This is a genomic window from Aureimonas phyllosphaerae (genome assembly GCF_900113065.1).
Lineage (GTDB): Bacteria > Pseudomonadota > Alphaproteobacteria > Rhizobiales > Rhizobiaceae > Aureimonas > Aureimonas phyllosphaerae.
Genome location: NZ_FOOA01000008.1, coordinates 51,711 through 77,033 on the forward strand (window position 1 = coordinate 51,711; position 25,323 = coordinate 77,033).

The following is a 25,323-nucleotide window of genomic DNA, read 5'->3' on the forward strand; positions in this document are numbered from 1 at the left end:
GTTAGATAGCCGTCACCCGATCGTTGGCGAGGGCGCGCGACACGATGGACGCAAGCTCCGCGCGGGTCTTGAGCGGATCGCAGTCAACCAATCGTCAAGCCGTGCGTTGGAACGCCATCGAAGGAGAAGCCGATGACCGAAGACACCGCCGTCGAGGCCCGCCGCCGCGAGATCGCGGTCGAGCACGTGCTGTTCAAGCTGATCGAATATGTCGAGGACCGCCATCCCGGCCTCCTCGACTTCGTGGAGAACAGCCTCGACCACCTCGGCGATCCCGCCCGCGACGGGACCAAGGACGACGAGGCGGTGCGCGAGATCGCCCGACGGATGCTGAAGGGCGCGCGTCGGCAGGGCGTGGACTGACGAAGACCGTCAGGCCGCGAGGAGTTCGCGCACGCGCGGCGCCACCTCGCGGCCGTAAAGCTCAATGCAGCGCATCAGCCGCGCGTGCGGCAGAGGGCCAGCGCTGTATTTCAGGTCGAAACGGGTAAGGCCGAGCGCCGAGGCGGTGGCGGCGATCTTGCGCGCCACGGTCTCGGGCGATCCGACGTAGAGCGAGCCGTGCTCGATCTCGCGCTCGAAAGCCGCGCGCTCCAGGGGCGGCCAGCCGCGCTCCGCGCCGATCCTCGCGTGCATGGCGCGATAGTCGTTGAAGAACTCGGCGCGCGCGGCCGCATCGGTCTCGGCGACATAGCCCGGCGAATGGACGCCGAGCGGCAGCGCGTCGCGGCCCATCTCGGCCAGCGCCCGGGCGTAGAGATCGGCATAGGGGCGGAAGCGGCCGGGGGCCCCGCCGATGATCGCCAGCATCATCGGCAGCCCGTAGCGCGCCGCCCGCACCACCGATTCCGGGCTGCCGCCGACGCCGATCCAGGTCCTGAACCCCTCGCCTTCCACCGACGGATAGATACCGGGGGCATCGAGAGGCGGGCGCACCGACCCTTGCCACGTCACCGGTCCCCCCTTGAGGAGCGCGGCGAAGAGGTCGAGCTTTTCGCCGAACAGGCGCTCGTAGTCGGCGAGGGGCAGGCCGAAGAGGGGAAAGGATTCGGTGAAGGAGCCGCGCCCGAGGATCACCTCGGCGCGCCCGTTCGACAGGGCGTCGAGGGTCGAGAAGCGCTGGAACACGCGGACCGGATCGTCCGAGGAGAGGACGGTGACGGCCGAGCCGAGGCGGATGCGGCGGGTGCGCGCGGCGAGCGCCGCCAGCACCGTCTCGGGCGCCGAGACGGCGAAGTCGGCGCGGTGGTGTTCGCCGATGCCGAAGAAGTCGAGGCCGACCTCCTCCGCAAGGACCCCTTCCTCGACCACGTCGCGGATCACGGCGGCGTGGGACTTCTCCGCCCCGTCGTCGCCGCGCGTGACGTCGCCGAACGTGTCGAGGCCGAGTTCGAGGGATGCGCTCATGGGGTCCTGCTTTGCGTGAAACGGGCGTCGGCGACGCGTCGCACCGCTTCTAGACCGGACGGCGGCCAAGCGACAGCGCCCCGCGGGGACCCGCCCCGGACGCACCGTTCACCCCCCGAGGGCTCAGGCCTCGATGGCGACGATTTCGGCGGTGTCGGGCCCGATCCTGACGCTTTCGCCCTCTTCCTTGCCGACCAGCTGCCGGGCCAGCGGCGACAGGTAGGACACGAGCCCTTGCGCCGGATCGGCCTCGTCGATGCCGACGATGCGATAGGTCTCGACCCTTCCCTTTCGCCGGATGCCGACCGCGTGGCCGAACTGCACGGTGTCGCTGTCGGCATCGGGCTCGACGACCTGCGCCGTCGAGCGACGCGCGCGCCAGTAGCGAAGGTCCCGGTGCAGCATGGCGACGGCGATCTTGTCGCCCGCGGCGCGAGCGCGCTCGACGGCCTCGGCGTTCATCGCGATCTCCCGGTCGAGCAGCGAGAGGCCGCGCGGCGTCACGAAGTTCGGATCGGTCCCGAGGTCGCGCTCGGGCAGGGCCTCGACCTGGTCCTCGTTCGGCTCCTTCACGAAGGCGACGCTCACGGTAACGGTTCTCCCGACTGGATGGGGCTAGGCGCGGCCGCCCGGCTCTTGCCCATCATATGGGATGCCCAATCGCCTTTGTCGCCCGTCAGGCGCTCCAGGCGACCCGGTTCCGGCCGTTGCGCTTGGCCTGGTAGAGGTGGGCGTCGGCGACGCGGTGGAACGCGTCCCAGTCGAGCCGGCCGCCGGCGGGCACCCAATGGACGCCGAAGCTCGCGGTGACCGACAGGCTCGGCTCGTCGAGAAGCACCGTGCCGGCGAGCCGCAGCCGCAGCCCCTCGATGCGCGCATAGAGTTCGTCGCGGGCCATGTCGGCGAGCGCCAGCACGAACTCCTCGCCGCCGAAGCGCGCCACGCGGCTGCCCGTCGGAGCGGCCCGGAGGAGGAAGCGCCCGAACTCCTTGAGGATCGCGTCGCCGACCGCATGGCCGAAGCGGTCGTTGATCGACTTGAAGTGGTCGATGTCGATCATGACGATGCCGAGACCCGCCCCCCAGGCGGCCGGTTCGGCGAAGAGCCCGGCGACCTCGGTCTCGAAGGCGCGGCGGTTCATCAGGCCGGTGAGCGGATCGGTGGTGGCAAGGCGCCGGAGTTCGCGCGCCATGACCTCGCGCTCGTCCTCCAGCCGCTTCAGCTCGATCTGCTGGCGGCGCAGCTTCTCGATGTCGCGTTCCAGGTCGGTCATCTCGCGGAACGGCGCGGAGATTCTTCCCGCTGCCGCGTCGAGGTCGCCCGCAAGGATGCGGGCCATGCGGGCACGGGCCTGGAGGAGCGGGCGGAACACGCCGCGGTCGAAGACGACGAGCGAGGTCACGCCGACCACCGTGCCGATCACGGCAGACAGGAGGCTGGCGACGGCAAAGCGCAGGCTCCGGTCGCGCTCGGAGGCGAGGCGATCGCGCGCGACCTCGAGGATCGCATCGCGTAGCGCTTCCGTCGTGCGAACCGCCGGACTGTAACGCCTGTTGAAGGACTCGACGCTGATGGCTGGATCGACGACCGGCGCTGCGAAGACGGTTTCTGCGTAGGCGCGCGCGCCGGCGAAGTAGCTGAAGGTCACCGCGGTCATGGCGCGGTCGATGACGGGATCGGCGATGAAGGGCGTTGCGTAGTGCTCGATCTGCTGCTGCAGGAGGTCGGTGAGCGCGAGCATCGAGGCGAACTCCGCAGCGGCGGCCGTGCTCGGCGTGCCGCCGGCGTTCAACCGGATCGCGACCAGCGAGCGGATGCGCCCGGCATATTCGCGAAGATCGCTGGCGGCCATGGCGGCGGTCATGAACGGGGTCAGGTCGGGCGTCAGGCCGATCAGGATCTCGCCGAGATCGTCTCGCAGCGTCCGGGCCTGATTCGCGGCGGCATAGATCGTCCGGATGGACCGCTCGACCTCGGCAGGCGGCCTCTTCTCCGGCGGCAGGCTGAGGAGATCGTCGACGCGCGCGCGGCCGTCGGCCAAAATCTTCCGGAAGGCGTCGACGTCGTCCTGGAGGATGGGGCTGCGTTCGCGCTCCTCCTCTGTCACCGCGAGAAGTTCGCTCCAGAGAATCTCCATCCTCGACCGCGTGGCGGCGAGTTCGCCCAGCAGGCGCTCGTCGTCACCCTGCAGCGTCATCGCCAGCACGGACTGGCCGCGCTCCGACGAGGTCGCGCCCATGAGTTCGATCGAGGTCGAGAAATGGCCGAACTGCGCCAGCGCCTCCTCGCGCTGGGTGTAGACCCGAAGCTGCCACGCGCACACGAGCGCGGCTGTCGCCACGCACGCGATCAGCGCGGTGGCGACGCCGACACCCATGAGGCGCTGGAGTCTGGGCTTCGTCACGAGGAACCCCGAATTCGTTCGGATGCAACCCTACGTCACATTCCTCGCCGATCCGTTTCCATCGCGATCGATCTTTTCAGGATCGGCCGACCGTCAGGACACCGCGTCGAGGCCGCCCGCCTCCAGCCGGTCGAGAAGCGCCACCTCGTCGGGCGTGAGCGCGATCCCCTCCGCCGCCGCGCGGGCGCGCGCCGCAAAGCGCCGCTGCGAGGGCAGGCGCGCGCCCTGGTCGAGGATCGCGCCGAACAGTGCCTCGCCGGCCGCGAACGGATCGCCCGGCCGTCCCGCGGCGAAGCGCTCGGGGCTGAAGGCGAGGATCAGTTCGCCGTGGCGGGGCGCGAGCGTCGTCGTGCCGAGCGCGTCGAGCGCGCCGCGGCTCGTCAGATCGCCGATCATCGCGCCGGCCAGAAGCTCGATCATCGTGGCGATCGCCGAACCCTTGTGGCCGCCGAACGGCAGCATGGCGCCGGCGAGCGCGGCCGCCGGATCGTTGGTCGGCGCGCCCTGCGAATCGATCGCCCAGGCGTCCGGCAGCGGCTTGCCGGCGCGGCGGTGCAATTCGATCTCGCCGCGCGCGGCGACCGAGGTCGCGAAATCGAAGACGTAAGGGGTCTCCGCGCCGGGCCTCGGCCAGGCGAAGGCGAGCGGGTTGGTGCCGAGGAGCGGCCGCGTGCCGCCTGCGGGCGCGACGGTCGCATAGCTCGGGCAGAGCGCCAGCGCGGCGACGCCATGCCCGGCGAGCGCCTCGACCTCCGGCCACAGCGCCGAGAAGTGGACGCAGTCGTTGATCGCGAGCGCGGCAAGACCGAGCGCGCGCGCGCGCTCGACAAGTCGCGGCACGCCGCATTCGAAGGCGGCCGGCGAGAAGGCGCCGCCGGCCGCAACGCGGATGACGCCGGACCCGTCGTCGAGGAGTTCGGGCTCGGCGTCTGCCGAGACCTTGCCGGCCTTCAGCGTGCGCAGGCACCCCTCGATCCGGTAGATCCCGTGCGACTTCGCGCCGTCCCGCTCGCCGGCCGCGATGACGCGCGCGAGCGCCTCGGCATGGAGCGGCGCGAGGCCGCCGCGCCGGAGGATCGCCGCGATGCGCCGGCGCAGCGTGTCGAAGTCGAGGTGGATGGGCGCGTTCACCGTGGCGTCTCCGGGCTCCGTGTCGTTTCCCAGCGCATACGCGAGCCCAGGGGCCACCGGAAGGCTCCGGCAACGCTTGGCCCTTGAAGAACCGGTTGAAACGCCTCAGTTTCCTTCTCGAGAGCCCGGTTCGTGGGAGGCGGTCGTGACGACGCTGAAGGAGTTCGAGGACGCGCTGAAGGCGCATGGTCTGCGCTCGGCGCTCGATGTCCTGGAATTGCTACGCAAGCGCGACAAGGCGAAGCGCTCGCTCAATCCCGCCCGCCGGGTCACAGGACGCAAGATGACGCCCGAACTCGCGCGCCAGATCCTGCATCTGCACGAGACCACTGGGCAGACCCAGCAGGAGATCGCCTTCCAGCTCGGCGTCAACCAGGGCCGGGTGAACGAGGTCATCAAGCGCGGCAAGTGGCTGACCGAAAACCCGGAGGCGCCGGAAGCCAAGGCGCGCGACGCCGCGCTCCAGCGCATGCGCCGCCCGGCGCCTCCGGCCAAGGCATCGGCGAAACCCCCGATCAAGCCGGCGACGGCAAGGCGCCGGGCCCCGCCGTCGCCGCAGCTCAGCCTCGGCGACTTCTAGGCGGCTCTCAAAGCCCGGCCGAAACGTCCGCCGGGTCGGCGCGGCGGTGCTGTCCGCCGCTCCTTTCGTTGCCGATCCTCGACAATGCCACCGGCATCGACCGCGTTCGGCGCCTCGTGGGCGACGAACATCCCTTGCCGATCCTTCGCCGGAGACGTTCCGGACGGGCTCTCAAGCCGCCAGCGCCTTTTCGAGCTCGGCCCTGGTCATCTTGGAACGGCCGTCGATGCCGCGCTTCTTCGCTTCGGCGTAGAGTTCGGCCTTCGTCGCCTCGTGGCCGTGCTTGCGGAACGGAGCGGCCTTCTTGGCCACATCCTTCGGCTGGGCGGAGAACTGCTCGCCCTTCTTCGTGTCGCGGCGCTTCTTGGCGGTGGTGCGCTCGTATTCCTCTTTGGTCAGGTGTTCGCGCGCCTTCTTGGGCAGGTAGCGCTCGCCGGTCTTGCCGCTCTCCTTGCCGGACTTCGTGCCCCAGTCCTCTTCCGACCACTGGTGCAGGCTGTTGTCCTCGGACTTCTCGCCCTTGTAGTCGCCGCCTTCCTCCTTGTACTCGTGGACGGCAAGCTGCGCCTTGCGGGCGGACCACTGGCCCGGCTTCCCGCCCTTGGCGCCCTTGGTCACCTTCTTCTTCACGCTTTCCCAAAGCTTCGGATCGGTCTTCTCGGCGGTCTCGCTCATGGCTCTGGCCTCGGATGGGTTGATTGCTTGGCCGTGCAACGAAGAAGCCGGGGAATCGATGCGCGGCTGCGGCAACGCGGCAGGCTCGCTCAGCCGCCCCCCGCCAGCGAGGAGACGATCGGGCAGGGGCCATCCGTCCCCCCGCGGCAGGCGGCGGCCAGATGCTGCAACCGGTCGCGCGCGGCGGTCAGCTCGCCGATGCGCTCGTCCAGCGCCCGCACCCGCGCCTCGGCGAGTTCGCGCGCGCGGGGCCGGTCCCGGACCGCGTCGAGCCGGAGAAGCTCGGCGATCTCGCCCAGCGTGAAGCCGGCGACCTTGGCGGCGCGGATGAAGCGCAGGCGCTCGGCATCCCGCTCGTCGTAGCGGCGGTGCCCGCCCGCCGATCCGGCGCCCGCGGGGCGCTCGGGCTCGTCGAGAAGGCCGCGCCGCTGGTAGAAGCGCACCGTCTCGACCCCGACGCCGGCCTCCGCCGCAAGGCCCCCGATCGTCCATCCCGTCATCGCTTGACTCCGTACCATGGTACGGACCCTATATCGGGTGCGGCCCTCCTTCCTGCCATCCCTTGCGAAAGCCGCCCCGATGTCCGCCGCCATCTCCCCCACCGCCAGCCACCGCCGCGCCGCGATCCATCGCATGGTGATGGCGAAACACACTTGCCCCTATGGGCTGAAGGCGCTCGATCTCCTGAAGCGACAGGGCTTCGAGGTGGAGGACCATCCCCTGCGCACGCGCGAGGAAACGGACGCGTTCAAGGCCGAGCACGGCGTGAAGACGACGCCGCAGATCTTCATCGACGGGGAGCGGATCGGCGGCTACGACGACACGCGCCGCTACTTCGGCAAGCCCGTCGCCGATCCCAAGGCGACGACCTACAAGCCGGTGATCGCGATCTTCGCCATGAGCGCGCTGATGGCGCTCGCAATCAGCTACGCTGCCCTCGGCACGCCGTTCACCGCGCGCACGGTGGAATGGTTCATCGCGGTCGCCATGTGCCTACTCGCCGTCCAGAAGCTGCAGAACGTCGAGACCTTCGCGACGATGTTCCTGAACTACGATCTCCTGGCCAAGCGCTGGGTGCCCTATTCCTATATCTACCCCTTCGCCGAAGGGCTCGCGGGCGTCCTGATGCTGGCGGGCGCCCTGACGTTCGTGTCCGTGCCGGTCGCCCTCTTCATTGGCACGGTGGGCGCGGTCTCGGTGTTCAAGGCGGTCTATATCGACCGGCGCGAGCTGAAATGCGCCTGCGTCGGCGGCTCGTCCAACGTGCCGCTTGGGCCGGTCTCGCTTACCGAGAACGTGATGATGGTCGCGATGGCGCTGTGGATGGGGGCGCACGCGTTCCTGTGATCAGGCGGCCTCGCCCCGCCAGAGCGAGGCGACCGGCTCGCCCGCAAGGTCGGGTTTGGACTGGCCGATGAAGATCACGACGGGGCCGGGCCGCTCCGTCGCGGGATCGTAGAAGTCGAGAAGGCCGGGATGGCGCGCCTGCAGGAAGGGCGGCACCCGGTCCTCGCGCCGCAGGAGATGATCCACCACGACCTGGTCGCCATGGACGCTGTTGGGCACGGCGCCGCAGGAGCCCGGCTGCATCCAGCGCTCCGGCTCGGCCGCGAAGGTCTCGTAGAGGCGCCTGAGTTCGTCGCCCTCCCAGCGCAGGAGCGCGGTGGAGACGCGGCCTTTCAGGAAATAGTCCTCCATCGCGCAAAGGCCCGGCTCGGCGAGCGCCGAGGCATCGCCCGCAAACACCGTGTCGAGGTCGCAGAGCACCGTGGTGCCGGTGGCGAGGCCCGGCCGGAACGCTTCCATCTTGGACCACCAGACGGGCCAGTCGTGCCGAAGTGGCACGGCTTCCACGCCCTCGACGCGGAGATCCATGTCGGTGAGGCAGAGGATGCGGGTGAAGGCGGGGGCGAAGCGCCGCGTGCCGCGCGCCAGCCGCTCGACCCAAAGCGCGTCGTAGCGGCCACCGCCGCGAAGCACCGTCAGAAGCGTCGCCATGCTGGGGTCAGCCGACGACCTTGAGGGCGGGGGCCGCCTCGTCCCGGCTTTTCGCGCCCTCCCAGAGCTCGTCCGTCAGCCCTTCCAGCCAGCCGGCGGCGCGCTGGGCGGCCTCCGGCTCGTGGAGCGTGCGGATCGCCTCGCCGTCGAGCGCGCGGGCCTCGGCCAGAAGCGCCTGCCAGCCGGCGAGATCGCCCGGCCAGATCGGGCCGGTCACCGCCGCGCCGAGCTTCACCAGCGCCTCGGCTTTGCGCGTCTGCTCGCCGAAATAGCGCCATTCCGGCATGACGATCAGCCGGGCGCCGACGCGCGCGACCTCGTGGATCGTGTTGTCGCCGGCCGACGCGATCACGATGTCGGCGGCGGCGAGATAATCGGTCACGCCGGGCACCCAGCCGAGTTCGGACAGGTTGGCGAAATCCGTCTCGTGCCCCTCGCGGTGGGTGGGCCCGAGCGTCAGCCAGAGCGCATCCGGCGCGGCGCGGGCCGCCACGGTCAGGGGCGCGTAAGGGGTGCCGCTGCCGCCGCCGCCCGTCACGGTCACGATGATCTCGCGGGTCGGGTCGAGCCCGAGGCGGCGACGCGCCTCGGCCTTCTCCGGCACCGCGTCGAGCGTCGTGCACAGGCCACCGGAATAGAAGGTCTTGGCGCGCAGATGCACGGGATAGTCGTCCTGCTCCAGCCGCTCGTCGAAGGGCGCGAGCATGCCGACCGAGGCCTCGTAGGAGCCGATGTGGCCGATGTCGGAGCGGTCGCCGTGCATGCGGATCTGGACGGCGGGAACGCTCGCGATGCGCGACAGGAGCGCGATCTCGGACGAGACGTCCACCACGAAGAGCCCGACCTCGCGCTCGTCGAGGTGGTCGAGGATGGTGCGCATCGTGCGCCGCATCTCGGCAAGGCCGAGCGGCACGCAGTGCATCACCTGCGGCGTCGGCTCGGCGTAGAGGCGCGGCGTCGGCACCGCCGCGCCGATCATGTTGGGCAGGGGCACGATCTCGATGTCGCGCCGGAAGCCGTCGAAGAGGTGCGGCCCCGCCGTCATCACCGAGACCGGCCGGTCGCGCGAGAACTCGGACACCAGCGCCATGGTGCGGTTGGCATGGCCACGCCCCTGGTGATGGACGAAGAAGGTGATCGGCTTCGGCACGGCTGAGCGTTCCCCTTGGGTCTCCCGCGCCGAACCCCCGTCCGGCGGAATGCGAGGTGGGAGAATCTATGGCTCCCTTCGCTTTTGTCACCGTGCTCCGCGCGAAGTGACGCAGGTTCGCCCTTTCCTTCGGGCGGCACGGGGGCATGTAGCGGGACTGGCGGACGGAAACGAGGACGGGCTGATGTCGGATACACCGCGTGGCGGGCCCTCGCCCCTGCGCCGAACCCCGCGTCGCATCGCGATCGTCGGCAACGCGCCGGAACTCGGCGACTGCGGCGCGGCGATCGACGCCGCCGACTGGGTGGTGCGCTTCAATAACGCCGCCGGCTTCGGGACCCGTGCGGGGCGCCGCGTGACCCATCTCGCCCTCGTCAACCACGGCGGGCAGATGCGCGAATGGCTGGACGATCCGGGTTTTCTCGATCGTCCCGTGGTGCGGGCCGCCGAGACCTTCCTGTTTCCCTTTCCCCGTAAGCCGCCTTCTCCGACGCCGATGAGCAAGGACGGGCGCGACTGGACCGACGAGGCGGAGGCGCTGCTGCGCCCGCTCGGCCGGCCGATCACGCTGCTGCCCGCCACCGTCCATCGCGAGGCGGCGGCGCTGATCCACACGCCCGGCAGCCCGCCGCCGCCGCCGAGCACCGGCTTCCTCGTGTCGCTCCATCTCCTGCGCCGCTATGGCGGCATGGTGGAGATCGACGTCCATGGCTTCGGCTTCGAGGGCTGGGAGGGGCACGACTGGGCGCGCGAGCGACGCTGGTTCGAGGCGATGGCGGCGGGCGGCCTCCTGCGCCTCCATCCGCTCGCCAACTCGCTCGCCGCATGAGCGCACCCACGCCGCGCTGCTTCCTGTGCGGCGGCCGGGCGCTTGCGCCGAGCAACCGGCACCTGTCCTGGCCGGACGGCGCCACGCGGCGCTTCGCGCTGGCCTGCAGCTTCTGCGGCGTCCTGACCGACCGGGCGGAGGGGCCCGACGCGCTGGAGCATCTCGGCGCGGCAATGGCCGCCGAGCGGTTCCGCCTCGACCGGGACGCCCCGTACGGCCTCGACATCTTCACGCTGCGCGCCGCCGCCACGCGCTGGCGCCGCGGCGCGACCCCCGCGGATGCCGCGCAGCGCGCGGCGCTGGCCCATCCGCATGCCGATCTTGCTGCCGAGGCCGACCTCGCGTATCTCGATGAAAATTGCGCCGACCCCATCGCGATGGGACTAATGTGCCGGGCCGCGGAATGGGACGCGGCACGGGAGATGCTCCGCCTGCACCTGGCGATGGGGGCGACCATTGTGATCCTCGTCGACGGCGAAGGACCGGCCTTTACGGCGGAGCCCGGTATCCTCGTTGCGCGCCGCCCGATGGCGGGCGATTTCGCTGCCCAGCGCAACGCGCTGCAGGATCTCTCGCCCGCCCCGTGGATGCTGCAGCTCGACACCGACGAGACGCTGGAGCCGGCCGCGGCCGCGCTTCTGCCGGCGCTCGCAAGGCTGGCCGAGGCGGGCGGCGCCGTGTCGGTCGGCCTGCCGCGGCGCAATCTCGTCGACGGCCGCCTCGCCGACCTCTTTCCCGACACGCAGTACCGGCTCAACCGACGCGAGGTCCGCTATGCCGGCCGCGTCCACGAGCGGCCGGACCGGCCGTGGCAGCGCAGCCTCCTCGCGCTGCATGGGGCGATCGACCACCATCTGTCCCGCGCGCGGGTCGAGACCCGCTCGCGCGCCTACGAGGCGATGGCGCCCGGCGCGGGGCGGCTCGAGGAGGAGGACGCCCTGCTTCAGCCCTTTTGTGACTGAAAGCGCGCGATCGCCTCCTCGTAGAGCGCCAGCGTCTCTCGCCCCAGCGTCTCGCGGGTGAAGCGGCCGGCCGCCGTCAGCGCGCGCTGGCGCAGGGTCTCGCGCACACCGGCCTCGGCGATCACCGGGCGCAGCGCCTCGGCGAGCGCGGGCCCCGTCGTCTCGCGCGCCATGGCGCCGGCCCCCGTCGCGCCCACGAACTCGCGGGCGCTGGCATCCTCCATCGAGGCCACCATCGGCCGGCCGTAGGCCATGCCCTCCTGGTAGACGAGGCCGAAGCTCTCGTAGCGCGACGGGGCGAGGACCGCGTGCGCCGCCTCGTATTCGCGCGCGAGATCGTCCTCGTGCAGGCGGCCGAGCGGTTCGAGGCGCGCGCTAGGCCCTGCCGCCACGCCGTCGAGCGCTGACCCGTCGACGCCCGCCAGCCGGACCTGGAACGGGGGCAGGGTGCCCGCGTCCGCCTCGCGGCCGAGGATCTCCGCCGCCCCGAGGATCGCGTCGAAGCCCTTGCGGTGCTCCGGCCGGCCGACGAAGAGAAGGCGGATCGGCTCGCCGTCGGCGGCGCCGGGATAGCCCGCCGCTCGCGCGCGGGCCAGCATGGCGGGCGGCAGGCTGAGACCGATCACGGCATGCGGCCGGTCGCCCTCGACCAGCCCGTATTCGGCCGCGATGCGCCGCCCGTGGTCGGCGGTGTTGGAGATGAGCCCATGGCTGCCGCGCGCCTGCCGCGCCTCCAGCCGGTCGGCCGCCCAGCCGTCGAGCCGGTCGCGCAAGGTGTCCGCCGGCTCGCGCGAGAAGGCGGCCGGCGTCGAATTGCGCGTGACGAGAGCCATCGGTGGGCGGCGGGCGAGAAGGCAGGCGGGCGCATACCAGTTCGTCGCCTCGACGACGTCGAAGGGGCGTCGGGCGTGCTCGGCGAGGATCGCGCGGCGGACGGCGAGCGGCGCGGCCAGATGCCCGACCGCGCCGTAGAGGCGCAGCCGCGCGATGCCGCCGCCTGCGGCGGGTTCGGCGCCGACGATCCGCACGCCGCCCGCCTTCGACACGCCGCGCCGGTCGAGCGTCAGCACGGTCACGTCGGCGCCGCTTGCGACGAGGCTTTCGGCGATCTCGCGCGCGGCGGTCGAGAGGCCGCTCGGGGCGGGCGGGTAGTCCCAGGCGATGAGGGCGGTGCGCATCAGCGGTCCAGAAGCTTGCGGTAGAGGGCGAGGTAGTCGGCGGCCATGCGACGGGCGGTGAACCGCTCCTCGAAGCGGCGACGCACGCCCGCGCGGTCGAGGGCCCGGGCCCTTGCGATCGCCTCGACGGCCTCCGCCTCGCTCGACACGACGAAGCCCGTGACGCCCTCGTCGACGATCTCGCGGACCGAGCCCCGGTCCCAGGCGACGACCGGCGTGCCGCAGGCCATCGCCTCGATCATCACGAGGCCGAAGGGCTCCGGCCAGTCGATCGGAAAGAGCAGCGCCTCGGCACCACCGAGCAACTCGCCCTTCGCAGCATCTCCGAGCGGGCCGACATAGGTCGCCGTGTCCGACAGGAGCGGGCGCACCTCGCGCTCGAAATAGGTAGGATTGCCGACATCCACCGTGCCGGCGAGGCGGATCGGGCGGCCCGCGGCGTCGGCGACCCGGATCGCCCGGTCGGGCCGCTTCTGGTCGGTCATCCGGCCGACGAAGGCGAGATAGCCGCCCGCGCCGTCCGCCAGCGCATAGCGGTCCTCTGCGATGCCGTGATGGACGACGCCGGCCCGGTTGGCGGCCGGAAGCATCGCCTCCTGCGCGCCCGAGATCGCGGCGACGGGAAGGTCCGGGAAGGTCTGGAAGAAGATTTCCCGGTCGAGCTCGTCCACCCGCCAGTGGATGGTGGTGAGGCTGTGCCGGCGGCGCTCGCCGAGCAGCGCCGCATGGAAGAACTCGCCGTGGCAATGGACGATGTCGAAGGCGTCGAGACGCGTGCGCAGGTCCTCCATCCGCGCCGCTTCCAGGACGGCGGGGATGGAGGGCGGCACAGCCCCGTATTTCGCTTCCAAGCTAAACAAACTCGGCCAGATTCCGACCCTTGGTACATCGGTCGCACTGTCCGCCGGGGCCAATAGCGTTACCTCGACTCCGAGGTCTTGGAGCGCAATGGAGAGATCGTGGATGACTCTCTCCGTCCCGCCGTGATCTTTGGGTGGCACCGGAAATATTGTCGGAGCAACTTGGGCGACCCGGATATTTTTACCGGGCTTCGCCGTTGGATTTACCTGCATGAGCCGTTGCTCTGATCTGTTCGAGTGGTTTTGCGTCAAGGGTTGGAGAGAGCCATGTTCATTCTTCATGTCGCACTTCAAGGGTGCCTGCGCGCAAAGGACGTGGAATACGGGCTGACGGCCGATACCGGCGGGCATATCCGCTACCTCCTGGACCTCGTGGCGGCATCCTCGGCGGACCCCGCCGTCTCCCGCATCGTGATCGCCACGCGCCGCTTCGAGGACATGCGTCTCGGCGCCGACTACGCGCAAGGCTTCGAGCGGATCGACGGGAAGACCGAGATTGTCCGCTTCTGGACCGAGGACCCGGCCTATCTCGAAAAGGAAGCGCTCCATACCGAGGTTGGCAGCTTCGCCGACGCGCTCGTCGCCTTCATCGAGGCCGGGGACCGGCGCCCCGACGTCCTCCACGCCCACTATGCCGACGCCGCGAGCGTTGCCGCGATCGTGGAGGCGCGGCTCGGCATCCCCTTCGTCTTCACCGCCCACTCGCTGGGGCGTGTGAAGCGCGAGACGCTCGGCCTCCGGCCCGGCGACGACGCGGCGCTCGACCGGCGCATCGGGGCCGAGAACGCGGCGCTCGCCGACGCCTCGCTGGTGATCGCCTCCTCGCGCGACGAGGCCGAGGTGCAGTGGATGGGCTACGAGGCGTACGAGCCCGGGCGGATCCGCATCCTCGCGCCGGGCAGCGATCTCCAGCGCTTTGCCGGCGCGCCGACCTGCGCACGCGTCGACGCTTCCATCGCCCGCTTCCTGCGCGAGCCGGACAAGCCGGTGATCCTGGCTCTCGCCCGGCCGGTCGCCAAGAAGAACCTCGCCGCCCTGGTGCGGGCCTTCGGCGAAAGCCCGGCGCTGCAGGAGCGCGCCAATCTCGTCCTGTTCGCCGGCGCGCGCGAGGACTACGCGACGCTCGACGGCGACATGGCCGAGACCGTCGCCGAGCTTCTCGCCCTGATCGACCGCTACGACCTCTACGGGCGCGTCGCCTATCCGAAGCACCACCGGCCCGAGGACGTGCCAGCGATCTACGCCCACGCCAAGGCGCGCGGCGGCCTCTTCGTCAACCCGGCGCTGAACGAGCCCTTCGGCCTGACGCTGCTCGAAGCCTCGGCTGCCGGCCTGCCGCTGGTCGCGACCGATTCCGGCGGGCCCAACGACATCGTCGAGATGTGCGGCAACGGCATCCTCGTGAACCCGCGTCTCGACGCGGCGATCGCCGAGGCCGCGCTGACGATCCTGTCGGACGAGGCCGTCTATGTGCGCTTCGCGGCCGCGGGCGACAAGGTTGCGGCGGCCTACGACTGGACGCGCCACGCCGCGCGCTACCATGCGCTACTCGGCTCCCTCACGACCCTCAGCGACGCCGCGACGCGGCCTGAGCAGCTTCTCATCTGCGATATCGACAACACGCTCGTCGGCTGCGCCGACGGCGTGCGCACCTTCGGCACCTGGCGCGAGCGCCAGCCGGGGCTCGCCTTCGGTGTCGCGACCGGGCGCTCGTTCCACTCGGCGCTCGCGATCCTCGAACAGCAGGACGCGCCGCGCCCGCAGGTCGTGATCTCCTCGGTCGGCTCGGAGATCCATCACCTCGACCCGAACGGCACCACCTACACGCAGGACGCCGAGTGGCGCGCCATCGTCTCGCGCGCCTGGGACCGGGACGAGGCGCGCCGGGCGCTGGCACGGGTGCCGGGCCTCCTGCCGCAGGCGCCGCTCGAGCAGCGCGCCCACAAGCTCAGCTACTTCACCGAGGGGCAGCCCGGCATCGTCGGGCGGGTGCGCGCGGCGCTGGAGCGGGCCGGGCTGAAATGCTCGGTGATCCACAGCCACGGACGCTATCTCGACATCCTGCCGATCCGCGCTTCCAAGGGCACCGCGGTCGACTTCGTGCGCACGCGGCTCGGCCTGTCGCAGGACGCCGTCTTCGTCGCCGGCGACTCGGGCAACGACATCGAGATGCTGCGCACCATTCCGCAGGCGATCATCGTCGGCAACTTCTCCGACGGCCTCGCCGCCATGCCGGCGCTTCGCCACTCCTATGTCGCGCGCAACACCCATGCGCGCGGCGTGATCGAGGGCGTCCTCCACTTCCGCGACAAGGCGAGGGCCGCATGCAAGCCAGCGTCCTGACGCTGGTACGCGGGCGGCGGGATCACCTCGCCCGCCTGATGCAGGGGCTCGCCCTCCAGACGCAGCGCCCGTCGGAACTCGTGATCGCCTGGATGCAGGACGCGGTTTTCGCCGATCTGCCCGATCCCGGCTGCCCTGTGCGCCACGTCATGGTGCCGGGCGAGCCGATGCCGCTCGCCGCGGCCCGCAACCGGGCGGCCGAAACGGCGGCGTCGGACCTCCTGATCTTCCTCGACGTCGACTGCATCCCCTCACCGACCGTGGTCGAGGCCTATCGCGCGGCCGCTGAGAGGCAGGACGGCCTGTTTCTCGGTGAGGTCCTCTATCTTCCGGCCGGCGCGGCGGAGGCCGGGCTCGACTTCGCGCGGCTCGACGCGCTCGGCCGCGTCCACCCGTCCAAGCCCGCCGTGCCGATCCGGGGCGTGCGCCGCGAGCCGGATGCGGGCGAGCTCTGGGGCCTCTCCTTCGCGCTGCCCGCCGCGCGCTGGCACACGGTGGGCGGCATGGACGAGCGCTTCGTCGGCTATGGCGGCGAGGAGACGGACTTTGCCGTGCGCATGGCCGCCTCCGGCCTGCCGTTCTTCTGGACGGCGGGGGCGCGGTGCTATCATCAGCATCACCCGGTCCGGGTGCCCCCGCTCCACCACTTCGACCACATCCTGCGCAACGCCGCGCTGTTTCGCGAGCGGCATGGGCGCTGGTGCATGGACTACTGGCTCGGCCAGTTCCGCGACGCCGGGCTGATCGATTGGGGGGACGAGGCGATCCGTCTCCTGCGCGCTCCCTCGCCGGCCGAGATCGAGGCGTCCGGCGCGGGCGCGGCGGAGCGCCTCTTCTCCTGATCCGTCAGCGCCGGTGATCGAGCCGGGCGACGAGCCGGTCGCCCGCCCACTGCAGGAGGCAGACGAGGACGACGAGGACGGCGACCACGGCCACCATGACCTCGGTCTGGAAGCGCTGGTAGCCGTAGCGGATGGCAAGGTCGCCGAGCCCGCCGGCGCCGATCGCGCCGGCCACCGCCGTTGCGCCGACCAGCGTGATCAGCGTCACGATGAAGCCCGCGACGAGGCCCGGCATCGCCTCCGACAGGAGGACGTGCCGCACGATCGTCCAGCGCCCGGCGCCCATGGCGCGCGCCGTCTCGACGAGGTTCGGATCGACCTCGCGAAGGCTCACCTCGGCGATCCGGGCATAATAGGGGATCGCGGCAATCGAGAGCGGCACGATCGCGGCATAGGTGCCGATCGAGGTGCCGACGATGAGGCGCGTCAGCGGGATCAGCGCGACCAGGAGGATGATGAAGGGCACCGAGCGGAAGGCGTTGACGAAGCTGCCGAGGATGCGGTTCGTCCAGGGCTCCTCCAAGATGCCGCCCTTGGCGGTCACTGTGAGGAGGAGGCCGATCGGCAGGCCGACGAGGAGCGAGACGAGGCCGGAGGCCAGCGTCATCAGGATCGTCTCCCACGTCGCGCGGATGAGGAGGTCAGTCAGCGCGGACGACATGGCCGAGAAGCTCCGTGCGGATGGTGGACGAGGCGAGATGGGCGAGGATCGGCTCGAGATCGTCCGGCCGGGCCGGGGTCACGCCGACGAAGAGGCGCCCGACCGGAACGCCGCCGACCGGCTCGACACCGCCCGACAGGATGCGGGCCGAGGCGCCGAACCGCGCGCCGAGGTCCGACAGGAGCGGGGCGCCGGCATCAGGCCCGCCGAGGTCGATGCGGATCAATGCCTCGCCGGAGCCACCCGGTGCCAGCACGAGGCCCGGCGGCAGCGCGGCGGCGTCATGCCCGAGAAGGCTCTTCGTGACGGCCGCCTGCGGGTCGGCGAAGACGCGCCACGTCTCGCCGGCTTCGGCGATCCGGCCGTTCTCCAGCACCACGACGCGGCCCGCGATGCGGCGCACGACGTCCATCTCGTGGGTGATGAGAAGGATGGTGAGGCCGAGGCGGCGGTTGATGTCGGCAAGAAGCGCCAAAATCTGCTCGGTGGTTTCCGGGTCGAGCGCCGAGGTCGCCTCGTCGGACAGGAGCATCGCCGGCTCCGGCGCCAGCGCTCTGGCAATACCGACGCGCTGCTTCTGGCCGCCCGAGAGCTGCGCGGGATAGCGGTCCTCGCGGCCCTCGAGGCCGACGAGCTGCAGGAGGTCGCGCACGCGGGCCTGCCGCGGGCCCCGCGCCATGCCCGCGATGATGAGCGGCAGCTCGATATTCTCGGCCGCCGTTCGGTTGGCGAGGAGATTGAAGTGCTGGAACACCATGCCGATGCGCCGCCGCACGGGCTTCAGCGCGCTTTCCCCCAGAGCCTGGATCTCGCGTCCTTCAATCGCGACCGTGCCGGCGTCCGGGCGCTCCAGCCCGTTGATGCAGCGGATCAGGGTCGACTTGCCGGCGCCGCTGCGGCCGATGATGCCGAGGATTTCACCCGAGCCGACGGTGAGGTCGATGTCCGAGAGGGCGGTGTGGTCGCCGAAGCGCTTGCGCACGCCGGCGAGGCTGAGGATGGGGGCGGGAGAGGTCATGGGTGGGACATGCCGAAGGCCGACGCGGAAGGAAAGGCCTGCCGGCCGGATGAAAACGCATCCGGGCCCGCCTTCGGTGAAGGCGGGCCCTCTGGGCGAAACGAAGGGGACGGGCGGCGGGCGCTTACCAGGCGGGCAGCGTCGTGCCCTTGTAGGCGTCGTTCAGCGCGGCCTTCACCGCATCGGTCTGGTAGGCCGCGACCAGCGTCTTCACCCAGGGCGCGTCCTTGTCGGCAGCGCGCACCGCGATGAAGTTGCGATAGGGATTGTTCTCCAGCGGCTCCTGCGCGATCCGCTCCCGAGCCGGATCGATGCCGCTCTTCAGCGCCCAGTCGGTGTTGACGACGCCCGCGTCGAGATCGTCGATCGAGCGGCCGACGATGCCGGCGTCGAGCTCGCGGATCTCGAGGTTCTTCGGGTTCTCCTCGACGTCGATCGCGGTGGCGAGGATGCCGGCCCCGTCGCGGAGCTTGAGGAGACCCTGCGCGGCGAGAAGGTTCAGCGCGCGACCGGCGTTCGACGGATCGTTCGGGATGCCGATCGAGCCGCCCTCCGGGATCTCGGCGACGCTCTTGTGCTTGCGCGAGTAGAGGCCGATCGGCTGGACCAGCGTGTAGCCGACCGGCACGATGTCGTAGCCGTGCTGCTGCACCTGCGCGTCGAGATAGGGCTGGTGCTGGAAGGCGTTGGCCTGAAGCTCGCCGTTCGCCAGCGCCTCGTTGGGCTGGACGTAGTCGGAAAAGGCGACGGTCTCGACGGTGAGCCCGGCCTTCGCCGCCTCCTGCGTAACGACCTGCCAGACCGCCTCGTCCTCGCCCGACATAATGCCGACCTTCACCGTCTCGGCCGCGGCGCCCGCGGCCGTGGCGGCCAGCATCGCGCCGGACATCAGGCCGAGGACCGTGCGGCGCGACAGGGCGGACAGGAAGGACGAGGGGCGACGCATCGGCGTATCTCCGGTTGGAATGGCGCGGATCGCACTTGGGGGCGATCCGACGGAAGGACCCTAGCGTTTCGCATTGCAGCACGAAAAGGATCGACTGCCTAAAAATCCGGCTCGGCGCGACAAATTCGACCATTCCGGTGGATTGAAGCGCCGCGCCGGCAGCGTCGCGGCCCCTCGACCGCCGTCAGCCCGGCAGGACGCGGTAGCGCAGATGCACCGCACCGCCCTCGATCGTTTCCGCCGACTGGAGCGACAACTGGGCCTTGCCCTTCAGTCCCTCCTTGCCGAAGGCGACGATGCCCTCGACCTCGGTGCCACCGTCGAGCGCGGGCGCCAGCACGACGCTGAACTCGTCGACGAGCCCCGCGGCGAAGAACGAGCCGTTGATCGCGGCTCCCCCCTCGACGAGGAGGCGCTGGACGCCGAACGCGTTCGACAGGACCTCGAGCGCCTTCTCCAGATCGACCTCAGGCCCGTCCGAGACGACGTAGCTGACGCCATCGGCGACGAGTTCGGCAAGATGGGCGTCGGACACGCCGTTGCCGAGAAGCACGACCACCGGATCGCCGCCGACGTCGGGGCCGCGGAAATGCAGCTTGCCCGCGGTGTCTGGCGCGATCGCCAGCGGGCGCTCATCCGCGCGGGGCGCACGGTGGATCGGGCGGGCCGGCTTGTCGAACGTCTCGGGCCGGTGCGGCTCACCCTTGGCCATCTCGGCCATCGTGGTGCGCCCGACGAGCCAGGCGTCGCCCTTCAGGGTCTCATGGATCGCCTCGTAGGCGCCGCTCCAGTCCTTCACCGCGCCGTCGGGGCTCTGCGTGTAGCGGCTCGGGTGCAGACGGCCGTCGATCGAGGACGTCATATGACAGACGACATGGGGGCGTTGGCTCATGGGACAGGCTCCTTCTTAAAAAAAAGAGCCCCGCGTCGTCGGCCCGTCCCCGTTGCGCGCCGTCGTCAGGCGACGGCGGCGACCACGATCAGGGGAAGGGCGAAGGCCAAAAGGCCGAAGGCGATGCCGAGGCGGGGCGAGGGGGATGAACGGCGCATGGGGCGTCTCCGGTCCGTTGCGGGAAGGGAGCAGCCTCGGCGCGCGAGGTTAACGAAAGGTTACGACGGGATTTCCGGCCGGAAGCCGAGGACGAAGCGGGCCACCACCTCCGCCGGCATCTCGCAGGGGCGCAGGAGCGCCTCGCCGTCCGCCAGACGGTAGAGGTTGGCGCTGACGATGCCGCCGCCGCCCCGCTCCTCGCCGTAGAGCCAGATCCGGCGACCGTCGCCGGACCGATGCAGCGTGACGCCGAAGCGCCGCCCCTCGAACGAGCCTTCGCAATGGCCTTCCGGCCAGCCGTCGAGGCGCTCGGCGAGGATGCGGGGTTCGAGACACCCGGTCGCCATCGCTGGGGAGCCCGTCAGTGGCCGGCGTGCGCGTCGCCGCCGCTGCCGTCCGAGGCGGAGGACTGCTGGCTCTGCGTCAGGGTCTGCGTCGCGGCCGAGCCGGCGCCGGGCTGGGTTTCCACCGTGCCGTTGTCCTTGCAGGCACCAAGGCCGAGAACGGCGAGAAGCGCGGCGGCGGTGAGGGTCGGGCGAAGCGTCATCGATCGAAGTCTCCTTGCATTCGGACGCAACGCGCGAAAGCCGCGCCGGTTCGACAACGCGGCCCTTTCGCTGCCGGTCGATCAGGACGGCTCGTGATAGGGGCAGCCGTTGAACCGGGCGCGGAAGTCGGCCGAATGGCGGTAGGGCTCGCGGCGGGCCCGGTTGATGTTGCCGAGCGGCTGGTGATCCGCAATGCCGGTCCAGACCGAGAAGCGCATCTCCTCGTTGACCTTCTGCACGCGGGCGTCGTCCCAGCTGTCCTGCGCCTTGGCGCGGATGGTGCCGACGCGCTGGAAAGGCGCCTCGGTCTCGTCCCAGGCGACCGTCGCATCCTCGACCGGCTGCCGATCGAGATTGCGGCAGAGCTGGACGCGGAACTCCCATTCGGCGTCGAGACCGGCCATCTCTCGCCGCACCGCCTCGCGCACCGCATTGTCGCGGCCTTCGACCTCGATCTCGTGGCCGGTCAGCGCCGTCATCGCCGGGGCGACGGGCTTCAGGCTGAACTTGGCGATATGGTCGCCGTAGCGGAAGGGCGTCGTGGAATAGTAGGTCTCGCCGAGCGGCTCGACGTTCGGCGCGCCGCCGAGCGTGTTGACGGTCGGGCTCTCGATGCCGACCGTCTCCAGCGCCGTGCGCACGCCGCGCAGCACCTTCGAGGCGACCTTCTTGGTGTCTTCGATCCGGTCGGTCGTGGCGGCGAGGAGCTTGAGGCTGCCGAGGAACTGCTTGGAGCTCTCAGCCTGGAACACCGGCGCGTTGACCATCACGAAGTCCTGCGCCGACCCTTCCGAGCCGGGCAGCCGCTCGCCGGCAACGTCGAGCACCTTGATCGCGAGACCGCGCGGCAGGCTGATCGCGTCGGGCAGGATGTCGCCCGCATTGGTCGACATGCGCAGGAACACCTTGTGGGTGCCGGGCTTTGCGAAGAGACCCTGCGCCAGCTCGGGCGGCAAACCCTCGTCGATCTGCAGCTCGCCCTCCAGGATGCCGTGGGACTTCGCGTGCACGGAGCGAACGGCATGGCCGTAGTCTTCCGCGGTGCGCTCCAGGATCGTGTCGAACGTCTCCTTCAGGCCCTCGACGGTTTCGCTCTCGCCGGGATCGACGAACTCGACCTCCGGTCGGTAGAGTACAGCTTGCGCGATCATATCCTGCTCCATCTAGGTAGAACCGTTCAACATCGGGCGGACGGGAAAGGTTGCCGGCTGCGGACGCCGCTCGCCCTTGTGACCCCCTCGGCTTTCCGGCAAGGAGGAGCGATTGTTCCTCCGGTTCCGGTTTCCATGGCGCAGCATCCCTTTCCCGACCGTCGCTTCGGCGCCTTCCTGTTCGACATGGACGGCACGATCCTGAATTCGATCGTGGCGGCCGAACGGGTGTGGGGGGCCTGGGCGCGCCGTCAGGGCATCGACGTCGACAGCTTCCTGCCGACGATCCATGGCATGCGGGCGATCGAGACGATGCGCCGCGTCGGCATTCCGGAGGCGGTACTGGAGGCGGAGATCGCCGGGCTGGTGCAGGCCGAGATCGACGACGTCGAGGGGATCGTCGAGATCGCGGGCGCGGCGATCTTTCTCAAATCGCTGCCGCCGGAGCGCTGGACGATCGTCACCTCGGCGCCGCGCGCGCTCGCCGAGAAGCGGCTCGCCATCGCCGGCCTGCCGGTTCCCCCGCTGATGGTGACCGGCGAGGACGTGGCGAACGGCAAGCCGGCGCCCGACTGCTTCCTCCTCGGCGCCCGGAAGCTCGGCGTGCCGATTGAGGAGTGCCTCGTGTTCGAGGACGCCCCCGCCGGGATCCGGGCGGGCGAGGCGGCGGGTGCGACGGTGCTCGTGATCGACGCCACCCACAGCCACCGGCTCGATACGCCCCATCCGAGCGTATCCGGCTACGATGCGCTCGCCGTCTCGCAAGCCTCCGACGGGACGCTGGAGATCATCGCGAAGGGGTAGTTTCGCCCGCGCGGCGCTCATCCACGCGTTCGCCCCGCCCGTGAACCGGCCCGGACGGCCGGTTCACGGGCGGGGCGGCATGCGGCCTACCAGCAGGTGAAGCCAGCGTCGGCCTGCACCGTCGTGCCGGTCATCAGGCTGGAGGCGTCCGAGGCGAGGAAGTGGACCACGGAGGCGATCTCGTGCGGCTGGCCCATGCGGTGCATCGGCGTGTCGCGCAGCCAGACGTCGATCATGCCCTCGTTGCCCTCGCTGTAGCGCGTCATCTCCGTCTCGATATAGGTCGGGGCGACCGCGTTGACGCGCACGCCCCGGTCGGCCCATTCGGCCGCGAGCGACGACGTCAACTGGTGCACGGCGGCCTTGGAGGCGTTGTAGTAGGTCTGCTTCTGCGGCCGGTTGGAGATGAAGCCCGACATCGAGCCGATGTTGACGATCGCGCCGCCTCCGGCCTTCAGCATGTGCCGGCCGAAGGCGCGGTTGCACCAGAAGACGCCGTTGTAGTTGACGTCGTTGACCTTCAGCCAGCGCTCGTCCTCCGTATCCTCCGCCGCGACGCCGGACATGCCGATGCCGGCATTGGCGACGAGGATGTGGACGCGCCCGTGCGCGGCGACGATCCTCTCGGCGAAGGCCTCGACGTCGCGAGGCTTCGTCACGTCGAGGACGTGGGCCTCGGCCTGGAAACCCTTGTCCTTGAGGGCTGCAAGGCCGGCGTCCGCGACCGCGCGGTCGATGTCGGCGATCACGATCCGCGCCCCGAACTCGGCCAGGGCTTCGGCGATCGACAGGCCGATGCCGCGCCCGCCCCCGGTGACGACGGCCGTGCGCCCGTCCAGACGGAACTTCTCCTGAAACATCGCGAGGTCTCCTCAAGCGTCGATGAAGGGGTGGCGGCCGGAGGCCGGGGCGCGCCGGTCCGCCGGCTTGGCGAACCCGTGGGCGCGCATCGCGGTCTTCCTCAGGCGACCATGAACCCGCCGTCCACCGGCATCGACAGGCCGTGGACCATGGCGGCGGCGTCCGACAGGAGGAACAGGATCACCTCGGCGATGTCGTCCGGCTCGGCAAAGCGGCCGAGCGGGATGCGGCCAAGCATCGCCGCGGCCTTGTCCGGGTCGCTCCAGGCCTTCACCGCCATCGGCGTCAAGGTCACGGTGGGATGGAGGCCGTTGACGCGGATGCCCTTCGGTCCGAGCTCCTTGGCCATGACGCGGGTCAGCCCGTCGAGCCCGGCCTTGGAGGCGCAGTAGGCGGCGTGGTCGGGAATGTCGACGAACGAGGCGCAGCTCGACACGTTGACGATCGCGCCGGGCTTGCCCGCGGCCACCCGTTCGCGCGCGTATTCCTGCGCGACGATCATCGGCGCGCGCGTGTTGACGGCGTAGAGGAGATCGAAGTTCTCGACGGAGACGTCGAGGAAGGATTCGAGCTCGGTCGTGCCGGCACAATTGACGAGAAGGTCGGCGGGCAGCGCCTGCCGCGCCGCGGCGCGTGTCGCTTGCGCATCGGCGAGGTCGACGACGATCGTCTCGCAGCCCGTCTCGGCCTTCAGGGTTTCGAGATCGGCACCCGAGCGGGTCAGCGCGACGACGCGGGCGCCGCGCCTTGCCAGCATCAGCGCGGTGGCGCGCCCGATGCCCTTGCCGGCGCCGGTGACGACGACGCGTCGGCCGGTGAAGTCGGCGCTCACAGGCGGCGCCCCGTCTCGCGGTCGAAGAGATGGACGCGGCGCGTGTCGATCACGAAGGAGACCTCCTCGCCCGGCTGCGCGCCGATGCGGTCCTTGACCACGGCGTCGAGCGAATCCTTGCCGACCTTGGCGAAGACCTGCGTTTCCGAGCCCGTCGGCTCGAGCACCGAGACGCGGGCGGGAACGCCGCCCGGTCCGATGTCGATGTGCTCGGGCCTGATGCCGTAGGTGACCGTGCGGCCGGGCTCGACCTCGGTCGGCCCGAGCGGCAGGCGAGCGCCGCCGTCGGCGGCGAAGACGGAGCCGTTCGGGCCGGCCTCGATCCGCCCGTGGACGAAGTTCATGGCGGGCGAGCCGATGAAGCCGGCGACGAAGGTATTGACCGGGTTGTCGTAGAGGTCGAGCGGCGCGCCGATCTGCTCCACGCGTCCGTCGCGCATGACGACGATCTTGTCGGCCATGGTCATCGCCTCGATCTGGTCGTGCGTGACGTAGACGATCGTGGTCTTCAGGCGCTGGTGCAACTCCTTGATCTCGACGCGCATGGCGACGCGCAGCTTGGCGTCGAGGTTCGACAAGGGCTCGTCGAACAGGAAGACCTGCGGATCGCGCACGATCGCGCGGCCCATCGCGACGCGCTGGCGCTGGCCGCCCGACAGCTCCTTCGGGTAGCGGTCGAGATACTTGTCGAGGTCGAGGATCCCGGCGGCCTTCCTGACCTTCTGCTCGATCTCGGACTTCGGCGCGCCCTTGATCTTGAGCGCGAAGCCCATGTTCTCGGCCACCGTCTTGTGCGGGTAGAGCGCATAGGACTGGAACACCATGGCGATGTCGCGGTCCTTGGGGGCCACGTCGTTGACGACGCGCCCGCCGATCGAGATCGTGCCGCCCGAGATCGGCTCCAGCCCCGCGATCATGCGCAAGAGCGTGGACTTGCCGCAGCCCGACGGGCCGACCAGCACCACGAACTGCCCGTCGCCGACGTCGACGTCGACGCCGTGCATGACCTGCACCTGACCGTAGCGCTTGACGACGTTCTTGATGGTGACCTGTGCCATGGGGAACCTTGGAATGTGAGGGGCGTGTCGGGCG

28 protein-coding genes are annotated in these 25,323 nt (G+C 70.5%); 8 read left to right on the forward strand and 20 right to left on the reverse strand.

Going from position 1 to position 25,323, the window contains the following annotated elements:
• Positions 1-132 precede the first annotated feature (132 nt).
• Entirely contained in the window at positions 133-363 is a 231-nt protein-coding gene (locus tag BM175_RS11495; protein WP_090963159.1) for a hypothetical protein, read from the forward strand.
• Between the two features lie 9 nt (positions 364-372).
• Here the strand turns inward: BM175_RS11495 and BM175_RS11500 are convergent, their stop codons facing one another.
• The 4 genes from BM175_RS11500 to BM175_RS11515 form a co-directional block, all read right to left on the reverse strand.
• Positions 373-1,407: an LLM class flavin-dependent oxidoreductase gene (locus BM175_RS11500; protein ID WP_090963161.1), complete on the reverse strand. Its 1,035-nt coding sequence runs from the start codon at positions 1,405-1,407 to the stop codon at positions 373-375.
• A 123-nt stretch (positions 1,408-1,530) separates the two neighbouring features.
• Positions 1,531-1,995: a GreA/GreB family elongation factor gene (locus tag BM175_RS11505; protein ID WP_090963163.1), complete on the reverse strand. Its 465-nt coding sequence runs from the start codon at positions 1,993-1,995 to the stop codon at positions 1,531-1,533.
• Between the two features lie 88 nt (positions 1,996-2,083).
• Positions 2,084-3,811, reverse strand: coding sequence for a GGDEF domain-containing protein (locus BM175_RS11510; protein ID WP_139224609.1), 1,728 nt, complete (start codon positions 3,809-3,811; stop codon positions 2,084-2,086).
• 93 nt (positions 3,812-3,904) lie between these two features.
• Entirely contained in the window at positions 3,905-4,942 is a 1,038-nt protein-coding gene (locus tag BM175_RS11515) for an Ldh family oxidoreductase (protein WP_090963167.1), read from the reverse strand.
• Between the two features lie 145 nt (positions 4,943-5,087).
• Between BM175_RS11515 and BM175_RS11520 the strand changes: the two genes are divergently transcribed.
• Positions 5,088-5,522 carry an RNA polymerase sigma factor sigma-70 region 4 domain-containing protein gene (locus tag BM175_RS11520; RefSeq protein WP_090963169.1) on the forward strand — a complete coding sequence of 145 codons (435 nt, stop codon included), beginning with the start codon at positions 5,088-5,090 and terminating at the stop codon, positions 5,520-5,522.
• 171 nt (positions 5,523-5,693) lie between these two features.
• Here BM175_RS11520 and BM175_RS11525 read toward each other — a convergent pair whose 3' ends face one another.
• Both BM175_RS11525 and BM175_RS11530 read right to left on the reverse strand, forming a co-directional pair.
• Positions 5,694-6,197: a hypothetical protein gene (locus tag BM175_RS11525; protein ID WP_090963171.1), complete on the reverse strand. Its 504-nt coding sequence runs from the start codon at positions 6,195-6,197 to the stop codon at positions 5,694-5,696.
• 89 nt (positions 6,198-6,286) lie between these two features.
• Positions 6,287-6,715 carry a MerR family transcriptional regulator gene (locus tag BM175_RS11530; RefSeq protein ID WP_210185787.1) on the reverse strand — a complete coding sequence of 143 codons (429 nt, stop codon included), beginning with the start codon at positions 6,713-6,715 and terminating at the stop codon, positions 6,287-6,289.
• Between the two features lie 61 nt (positions 6,716-6,776).
• Here BM175_RS11530 and BM175_RS11535 point away from each other — a divergent pair, with 61 nt between their 5' ends.
• Complete coding sequence (locus BM175_RS11535) at positions 6,777-7,544, forward strand: MauE/DoxX family redox-associated membrane protein (RefSeq protein WP_090963175.1); 768 nt, start codon at positions 6,777-6,779, stop codon at positions 7,542-7,544.
• On the opposite strand, the gene BM175_RS11540 is transcribed toward BM175_RS11535, so the two are convergent.
• On the reverse strand, positions 7,545-8,195 hold the full coding sequence (locus BM175_RS11540) for a hypothetical protein (protein WP_090963176.1): 651 nt from the start codon (positions 8,193-8,195) through the stop codon (positions 7,545-7,547).
• A 7-nt stretch (positions 8,196-8,202) separates the two neighbouring features.
• Positions 8,203-9,345, reverse strand: coding sequence for a glycosyltransferase (locus tag BM175_RS11545; protein ID WP_090963178.1), 1,143 nt, complete (start codon positions 9,343-9,345; stop codon positions 8,203-8,205).
• Between the two features lie 184 nt (positions 9,346-9,529).
• On the opposite strand from BM175_RS11545, the gene BM175_RS11550 reads away from it, so the two are divergent.
• Positions 9,530-10,174 (forward strand): glycosyltransferase family 29 protein, encoded by a 645-nt coding sequence (locus BM175_RS11550; RefSeq protein ID WP_090963180.1) that lies wholly within the window; start codon positions 9,530-9,532, stop codon positions 10,172-10,174.
• A complete protein-coding gene (locus tag BM175_RS11555) occupies positions 10,171-11,136 on the forward strand; it encodes a glycosyltransferase family protein (protein ID WP_090963182.1) in 966 nt (321 codons plus the stop codon). Before BM175_RS11550 ends, BM175_RS11555 begins: the two co-directional genes overlap by 4 nt.
• On the opposite strand, the gene BM175_RS11560 is transcribed toward BM175_RS11555, so the two are convergent.
• Both BM175_RS11560 and BM175_RS11565 read right to left on the reverse strand, forming a co-directional pair.
• Positions 11,118-12,314, reverse strand: coding sequence for a glycosyltransferase family 4 protein (locus BM175_RS11560; RefSeq protein WP_090963184.1), 1,197 nt, complete (start codon positions 12,312-12,314; stop codon positions 11,118-11,120). The genes BM175_RS11555 and BM175_RS11560 overlap by 19 nt on opposite strands.
• A complete protein-coding gene (locus BM175_RS11565; RefSeq protein ID WP_090963404.1) occupies positions 12,314-13,525 on the reverse strand; it encodes a glycosyltransferase in 1,212 nt (403 codons plus the stop codon). Before BM175_RS11565 ends, BM175_RS11560 begins: the two co-directional genes overlap by 1 nt.
• On the opposite strand from BM175_RS11565, the gene BM175_RS11570 reads away from it, so the two are divergent.
• Positions 13,442-15,517, forward strand: a complete 2,076-nt coding sequence (locus BM175_RS11570; protein ID WP_090963186.1) for an HAD-IIB family hydrolase — start codon at positions 13,442-13,444, stop codon at positions 15,515-15,517. The two genes, BM175_RS11565 and BM175_RS11570, sit on opposite strands and share 84 nt — an antisense overlap.
• Positions 15,499-16,359: a glycosyltransferase family 2 protein gene (locus BM175_RS11575; protein ID WP_090963187.1), complete on the forward strand. Its 861-nt coding sequence runs from the start codon at positions 15,499-15,501 to the stop codon at positions 16,357-16,359. The genes BM175_RS11570 and BM175_RS11575 overlap by 19 nt, the downstream gene beginning before the upstream one ends.
• Before the next feature lie 4 nt (positions 16,360-16,363).
• On the opposite strand, the gene BM175_RS11580 is transcribed toward BM175_RS11575, so the two are convergent.
• The 7 genes from BM175_RS11580 to BM175_RS11610 form a co-directional block, all read right to left on the reverse strand.
• Complete coding sequence (locus tag BM175_RS11580) at positions 16,364-17,020, reverse strand: methionine ABC transporter permease (protein WP_090963189.1); 657 nt, start codon at positions 17,018-17,020, stop codon at positions 16,364-16,366.
• Positions 17,001-18,038, reverse strand: a complete 1,038-nt coding sequence (locus BM175_RS11585; RefSeq protein ID WP_090963191.1) for a methionine ABC transporter ATP-binding protein — start codon at positions 18,036-18,038, stop codon at positions 17,001-17,003. The genes BM175_RS11580 and BM175_RS11585 overlap by 20 nt, the downstream gene beginning before the upstream one ends.
• 124 nt (positions 18,039-18,162) lie before the next feature.
• Entirely contained in the window at positions 18,163-18,984 is an 822-nt protein-coding gene (locus BM175_RS11590) for a MetQ/NlpA family ABC transporter substrate-binding protein (protein ID WP_090963193.1), read from the reverse strand.
• Between the two features lie 184 nt (positions 18,985-19,168).
• A complete protein-coding gene (locus tag BM175_RS11595) occupies positions 19,169-19,876 on the reverse strand; it encodes a dihydrofolate reductase family protein (RefSeq protein ID WP_090963195.1) in 708 nt (235 codons plus the stop codon).
• 218 nt (positions 19,877-20,094) lie between these two features.
• Positions 20,095-20,382, reverse strand: a complete 288-nt coding sequence (locus BM175_RS11600) for a hypothetical protein (protein ID WP_090963198.1) — start codon at positions 20,380-20,382, stop codon at positions 20,095-20,097.
• A gap of 14 nt (positions 20,383-20,396) precedes the next feature.
• Positions 20,397-20,582: a hypothetical protein gene (locus BM175_RS11605; protein WP_090963199.1), complete on the reverse strand. Its 186-nt coding sequence runs from the start codon at positions 20,580-20,582 to the stop codon at positions 20,397-20,399.
• An 81-nt stretch (positions 20,583-20,663) separates the two neighbouring features.
• Positions 20,664-21,734: a catalase family protein gene (locus BM175_RS11610; protein ID WP_090963201.1), complete on the reverse strand. Its 1,071-nt coding sequence runs from the start codon at positions 21,732-21,734 to the stop codon at positions 20,664-20,666.
• A 135-nt stretch (positions 21,735-21,869) separates the two neighbouring features.
• On the opposite strand from BM175_RS11610, the gene BM175_RS11615 reads away from it, so the two are divergent.
• Positions 21,870-22,538, forward strand: a complete 669-nt coding sequence (locus tag BM175_RS11615; RefSeq protein WP_090963203.1) for an HAD family hydrolase — start codon at positions 21,870-21,872, stop codon at positions 22,536-22,538.
• Between the two features lie 86 nt (positions 22,539-22,624).
• On the opposite strand, the gene BM175_RS11620 is transcribed toward BM175_RS11615, so the two are convergent.
• From BM175_RS11620 to BM175_RS11630, 3 genes are all read right to left on the reverse strand, one after another.
• Positions 22,625-23,398: an SDR family NAD(P)-dependent oxidoreductase gene (locus tag BM175_RS11620; RefSeq protein ID WP_090963205.1), complete on the reverse strand. Its 774-nt coding sequence runs from the start codon at positions 23,396-23,398 to the stop codon at positions 22,625-22,627.
• 101 nt (positions 23,399-23,499) lie between these two features.
• Positions 23,500-24,231 (reverse strand): SDR family oxidoreductase, encoded by a 732-nt coding sequence (locus BM175_RS11625; protein ID WP_090963207.1) that lies wholly within the window; start codon positions 24,229-24,231, stop codon positions 23,500-23,502.
• Positions 24,228-25,289 carry an ABC transporter ATP-binding protein gene (locus BM175_RS11630; protein WP_090963209.1) on the reverse strand — a complete coding sequence of 354 codons (1,062 nt, stop codon included), beginning with the start codon at positions 25,287-25,289 and terminating at the stop codon, positions 24,228-24,230. The genes BM175_RS11625 and BM175_RS11630 overlap by 4 nt, the downstream gene beginning before the upstream one ends.
• Positions 25,290-25,323: the final 34 nt, after the last annotated feature.

Bases quoted from the DNA above. Each gene is read 5' to 3' on its own strand.
- BM175_RS11495 (WP_090963159.1), top strand. From the start codon at position 133: ATGACCGAAGACACCGCCGTCGAGGCCCGCCGCCGCGAGATCGCGGTC.
- BM175_RS11500 (WP_090963161.1), bottom strand. From the start codon at position 1,407: ATGAGCGCATCCCTCGAACTCGGCCTCGACACGTTCGGCGACGTCACG.
- BM175_RS11525 (WP_090963171.1), bottom strand. From the start codon at position 6,197: ATGAGCGAGACCGCCGAGAAGACCGATCCGAAGCTTTGGGAAAGCGTG.
- BM175_RS11530 (WP_210185787.1), bottom strand. From the start codon at position 6,715: ATGGTACGGAGTCAAGCGATGACGGGATGGACGATCGGGGGCCTTGCG.
- BM175_RS11535 (WP_090963175.1), top strand. From the start codon at position 6,777: ATGTCCGCCGCCATCTCCCCCACCGCCAGCCACCGCCGCGCCGCGATC.
- BM175_RS11540 (WP_090963176.1), bottom strand. From the start codon at position 8,195: ATGGCGACGCTTCTGACGGTGCTTCGCGGCGGTGGCCGCTACGACGCG.
- BM175_RS11550 (WP_090963180.1), top strand. From the start codon at position 9,530: ATGTCGGATACACCGCGTGGCGGGCCCTCGCCCCTGCGCCGAACCCCG.
- BM175_RS11555 (WP_090963182.1), top strand. From the start codon at position 10,171: ATGAGCGCACCCACGCCGCGCTGCTTCCTGTGCGGCGGCCGGGCGCTT.
- BM175_RS11560 (WP_090963184.1), bottom strand. From the start codon at position 12,314: ATGCGCACCGCCCTCATCGCCTGGGACTACCCGCCCGCCCCGAGCGGC.
- BM175_RS11570 (WP_090963186.1), top strand. From the start codon at position 13,442: ATGTTCATTCTTCATGTCGCACTTCAAGGGTGCCTGCGCGCAAAGGAC.
- BM175_RS11565 (WP_090963404.1), bottom strand. From the start codon at position 13,525: ATGCCCGCCGGTATCGGCCGTCAGCCCGTATTCCACGTCCTTTGCGCG.
- BM175_RS11575 (WP_090963187.1), top strand. From the start codon at position 15,499: ATGCAAGCCAGCGTCCTGACGCTGGTACGCGGGCGGCGGGATCACCTC.
- BM175_RS11580 (WP_090963189.1), bottom strand. From the start codon at position 17,020: ATGTCGTCCGCGCTGACTGACCTCCTCATCCGCGCGACGTGGGAGACG.
- BM175_RS11585 (WP_090963191.1), bottom strand. From the start codon at position 18,038: ATGACCTCTCCCGCCCCCATCCTCAGCCTCGCCGGCGTGCGCAAGCGC.
- BM175_RS11590 (WP_090963193.1), bottom strand. From the start codon at position 18,984: ATGCGTCGCCCCTCGTCCTTCCTGTCCGCCCTGTCGCGCCGCACGGTC.
- BM175_RS11595 (WP_090963195.1), bottom strand. From the start codon at position 19,876: ATGAGCCAACGCCCCCATGTCGTCTGTCATATGACGTCCTCGATCGAC.
- BM175_RS11600 (WP_090963198.1), bottom strand. From the start codon at position 20,382: ATGGCGACCGGGTGTCTCGAACCCCGCATCCTCGCCGAGCGCCTCGAC.
- BM175_RS11605 (WP_090963199.1), bottom strand. From the start codon at position 20,582: ATGACGCTTCGCCCGACCCTCACCGCCGCCGCGCTTCTCGCCGTTCTC.
- BM175_RS11610 (WP_090963201.1), bottom strand. From the start codon at position 21,734: ATGATCGCGCAAGCTGTACTCTACCGACCGGAGGTCGAGTTCGTCGAT.
- BM175_RS11615 (WP_090963203.1), top strand. From the start codon at position 21,870: ATGGCGCAGCATCCCTTTCCCGACCGTCGCTTCGGCGCCTTCCTGTTC.
- BM175_RS11620 (WP_090963205.1), bottom strand. From the start codon at position 23,398: ATGTTTCAGGAGAAGTTCCGTCTGGACGGGCGCACGGCCGTCGTCACC.
- BM175_RS11630 (WP_090963209.1), bottom strand. From the start codon at position 25,289: ATGGCACAGGTCACCATCAAGAACGTCGTCAAGCGCTACGGTCAGGTG.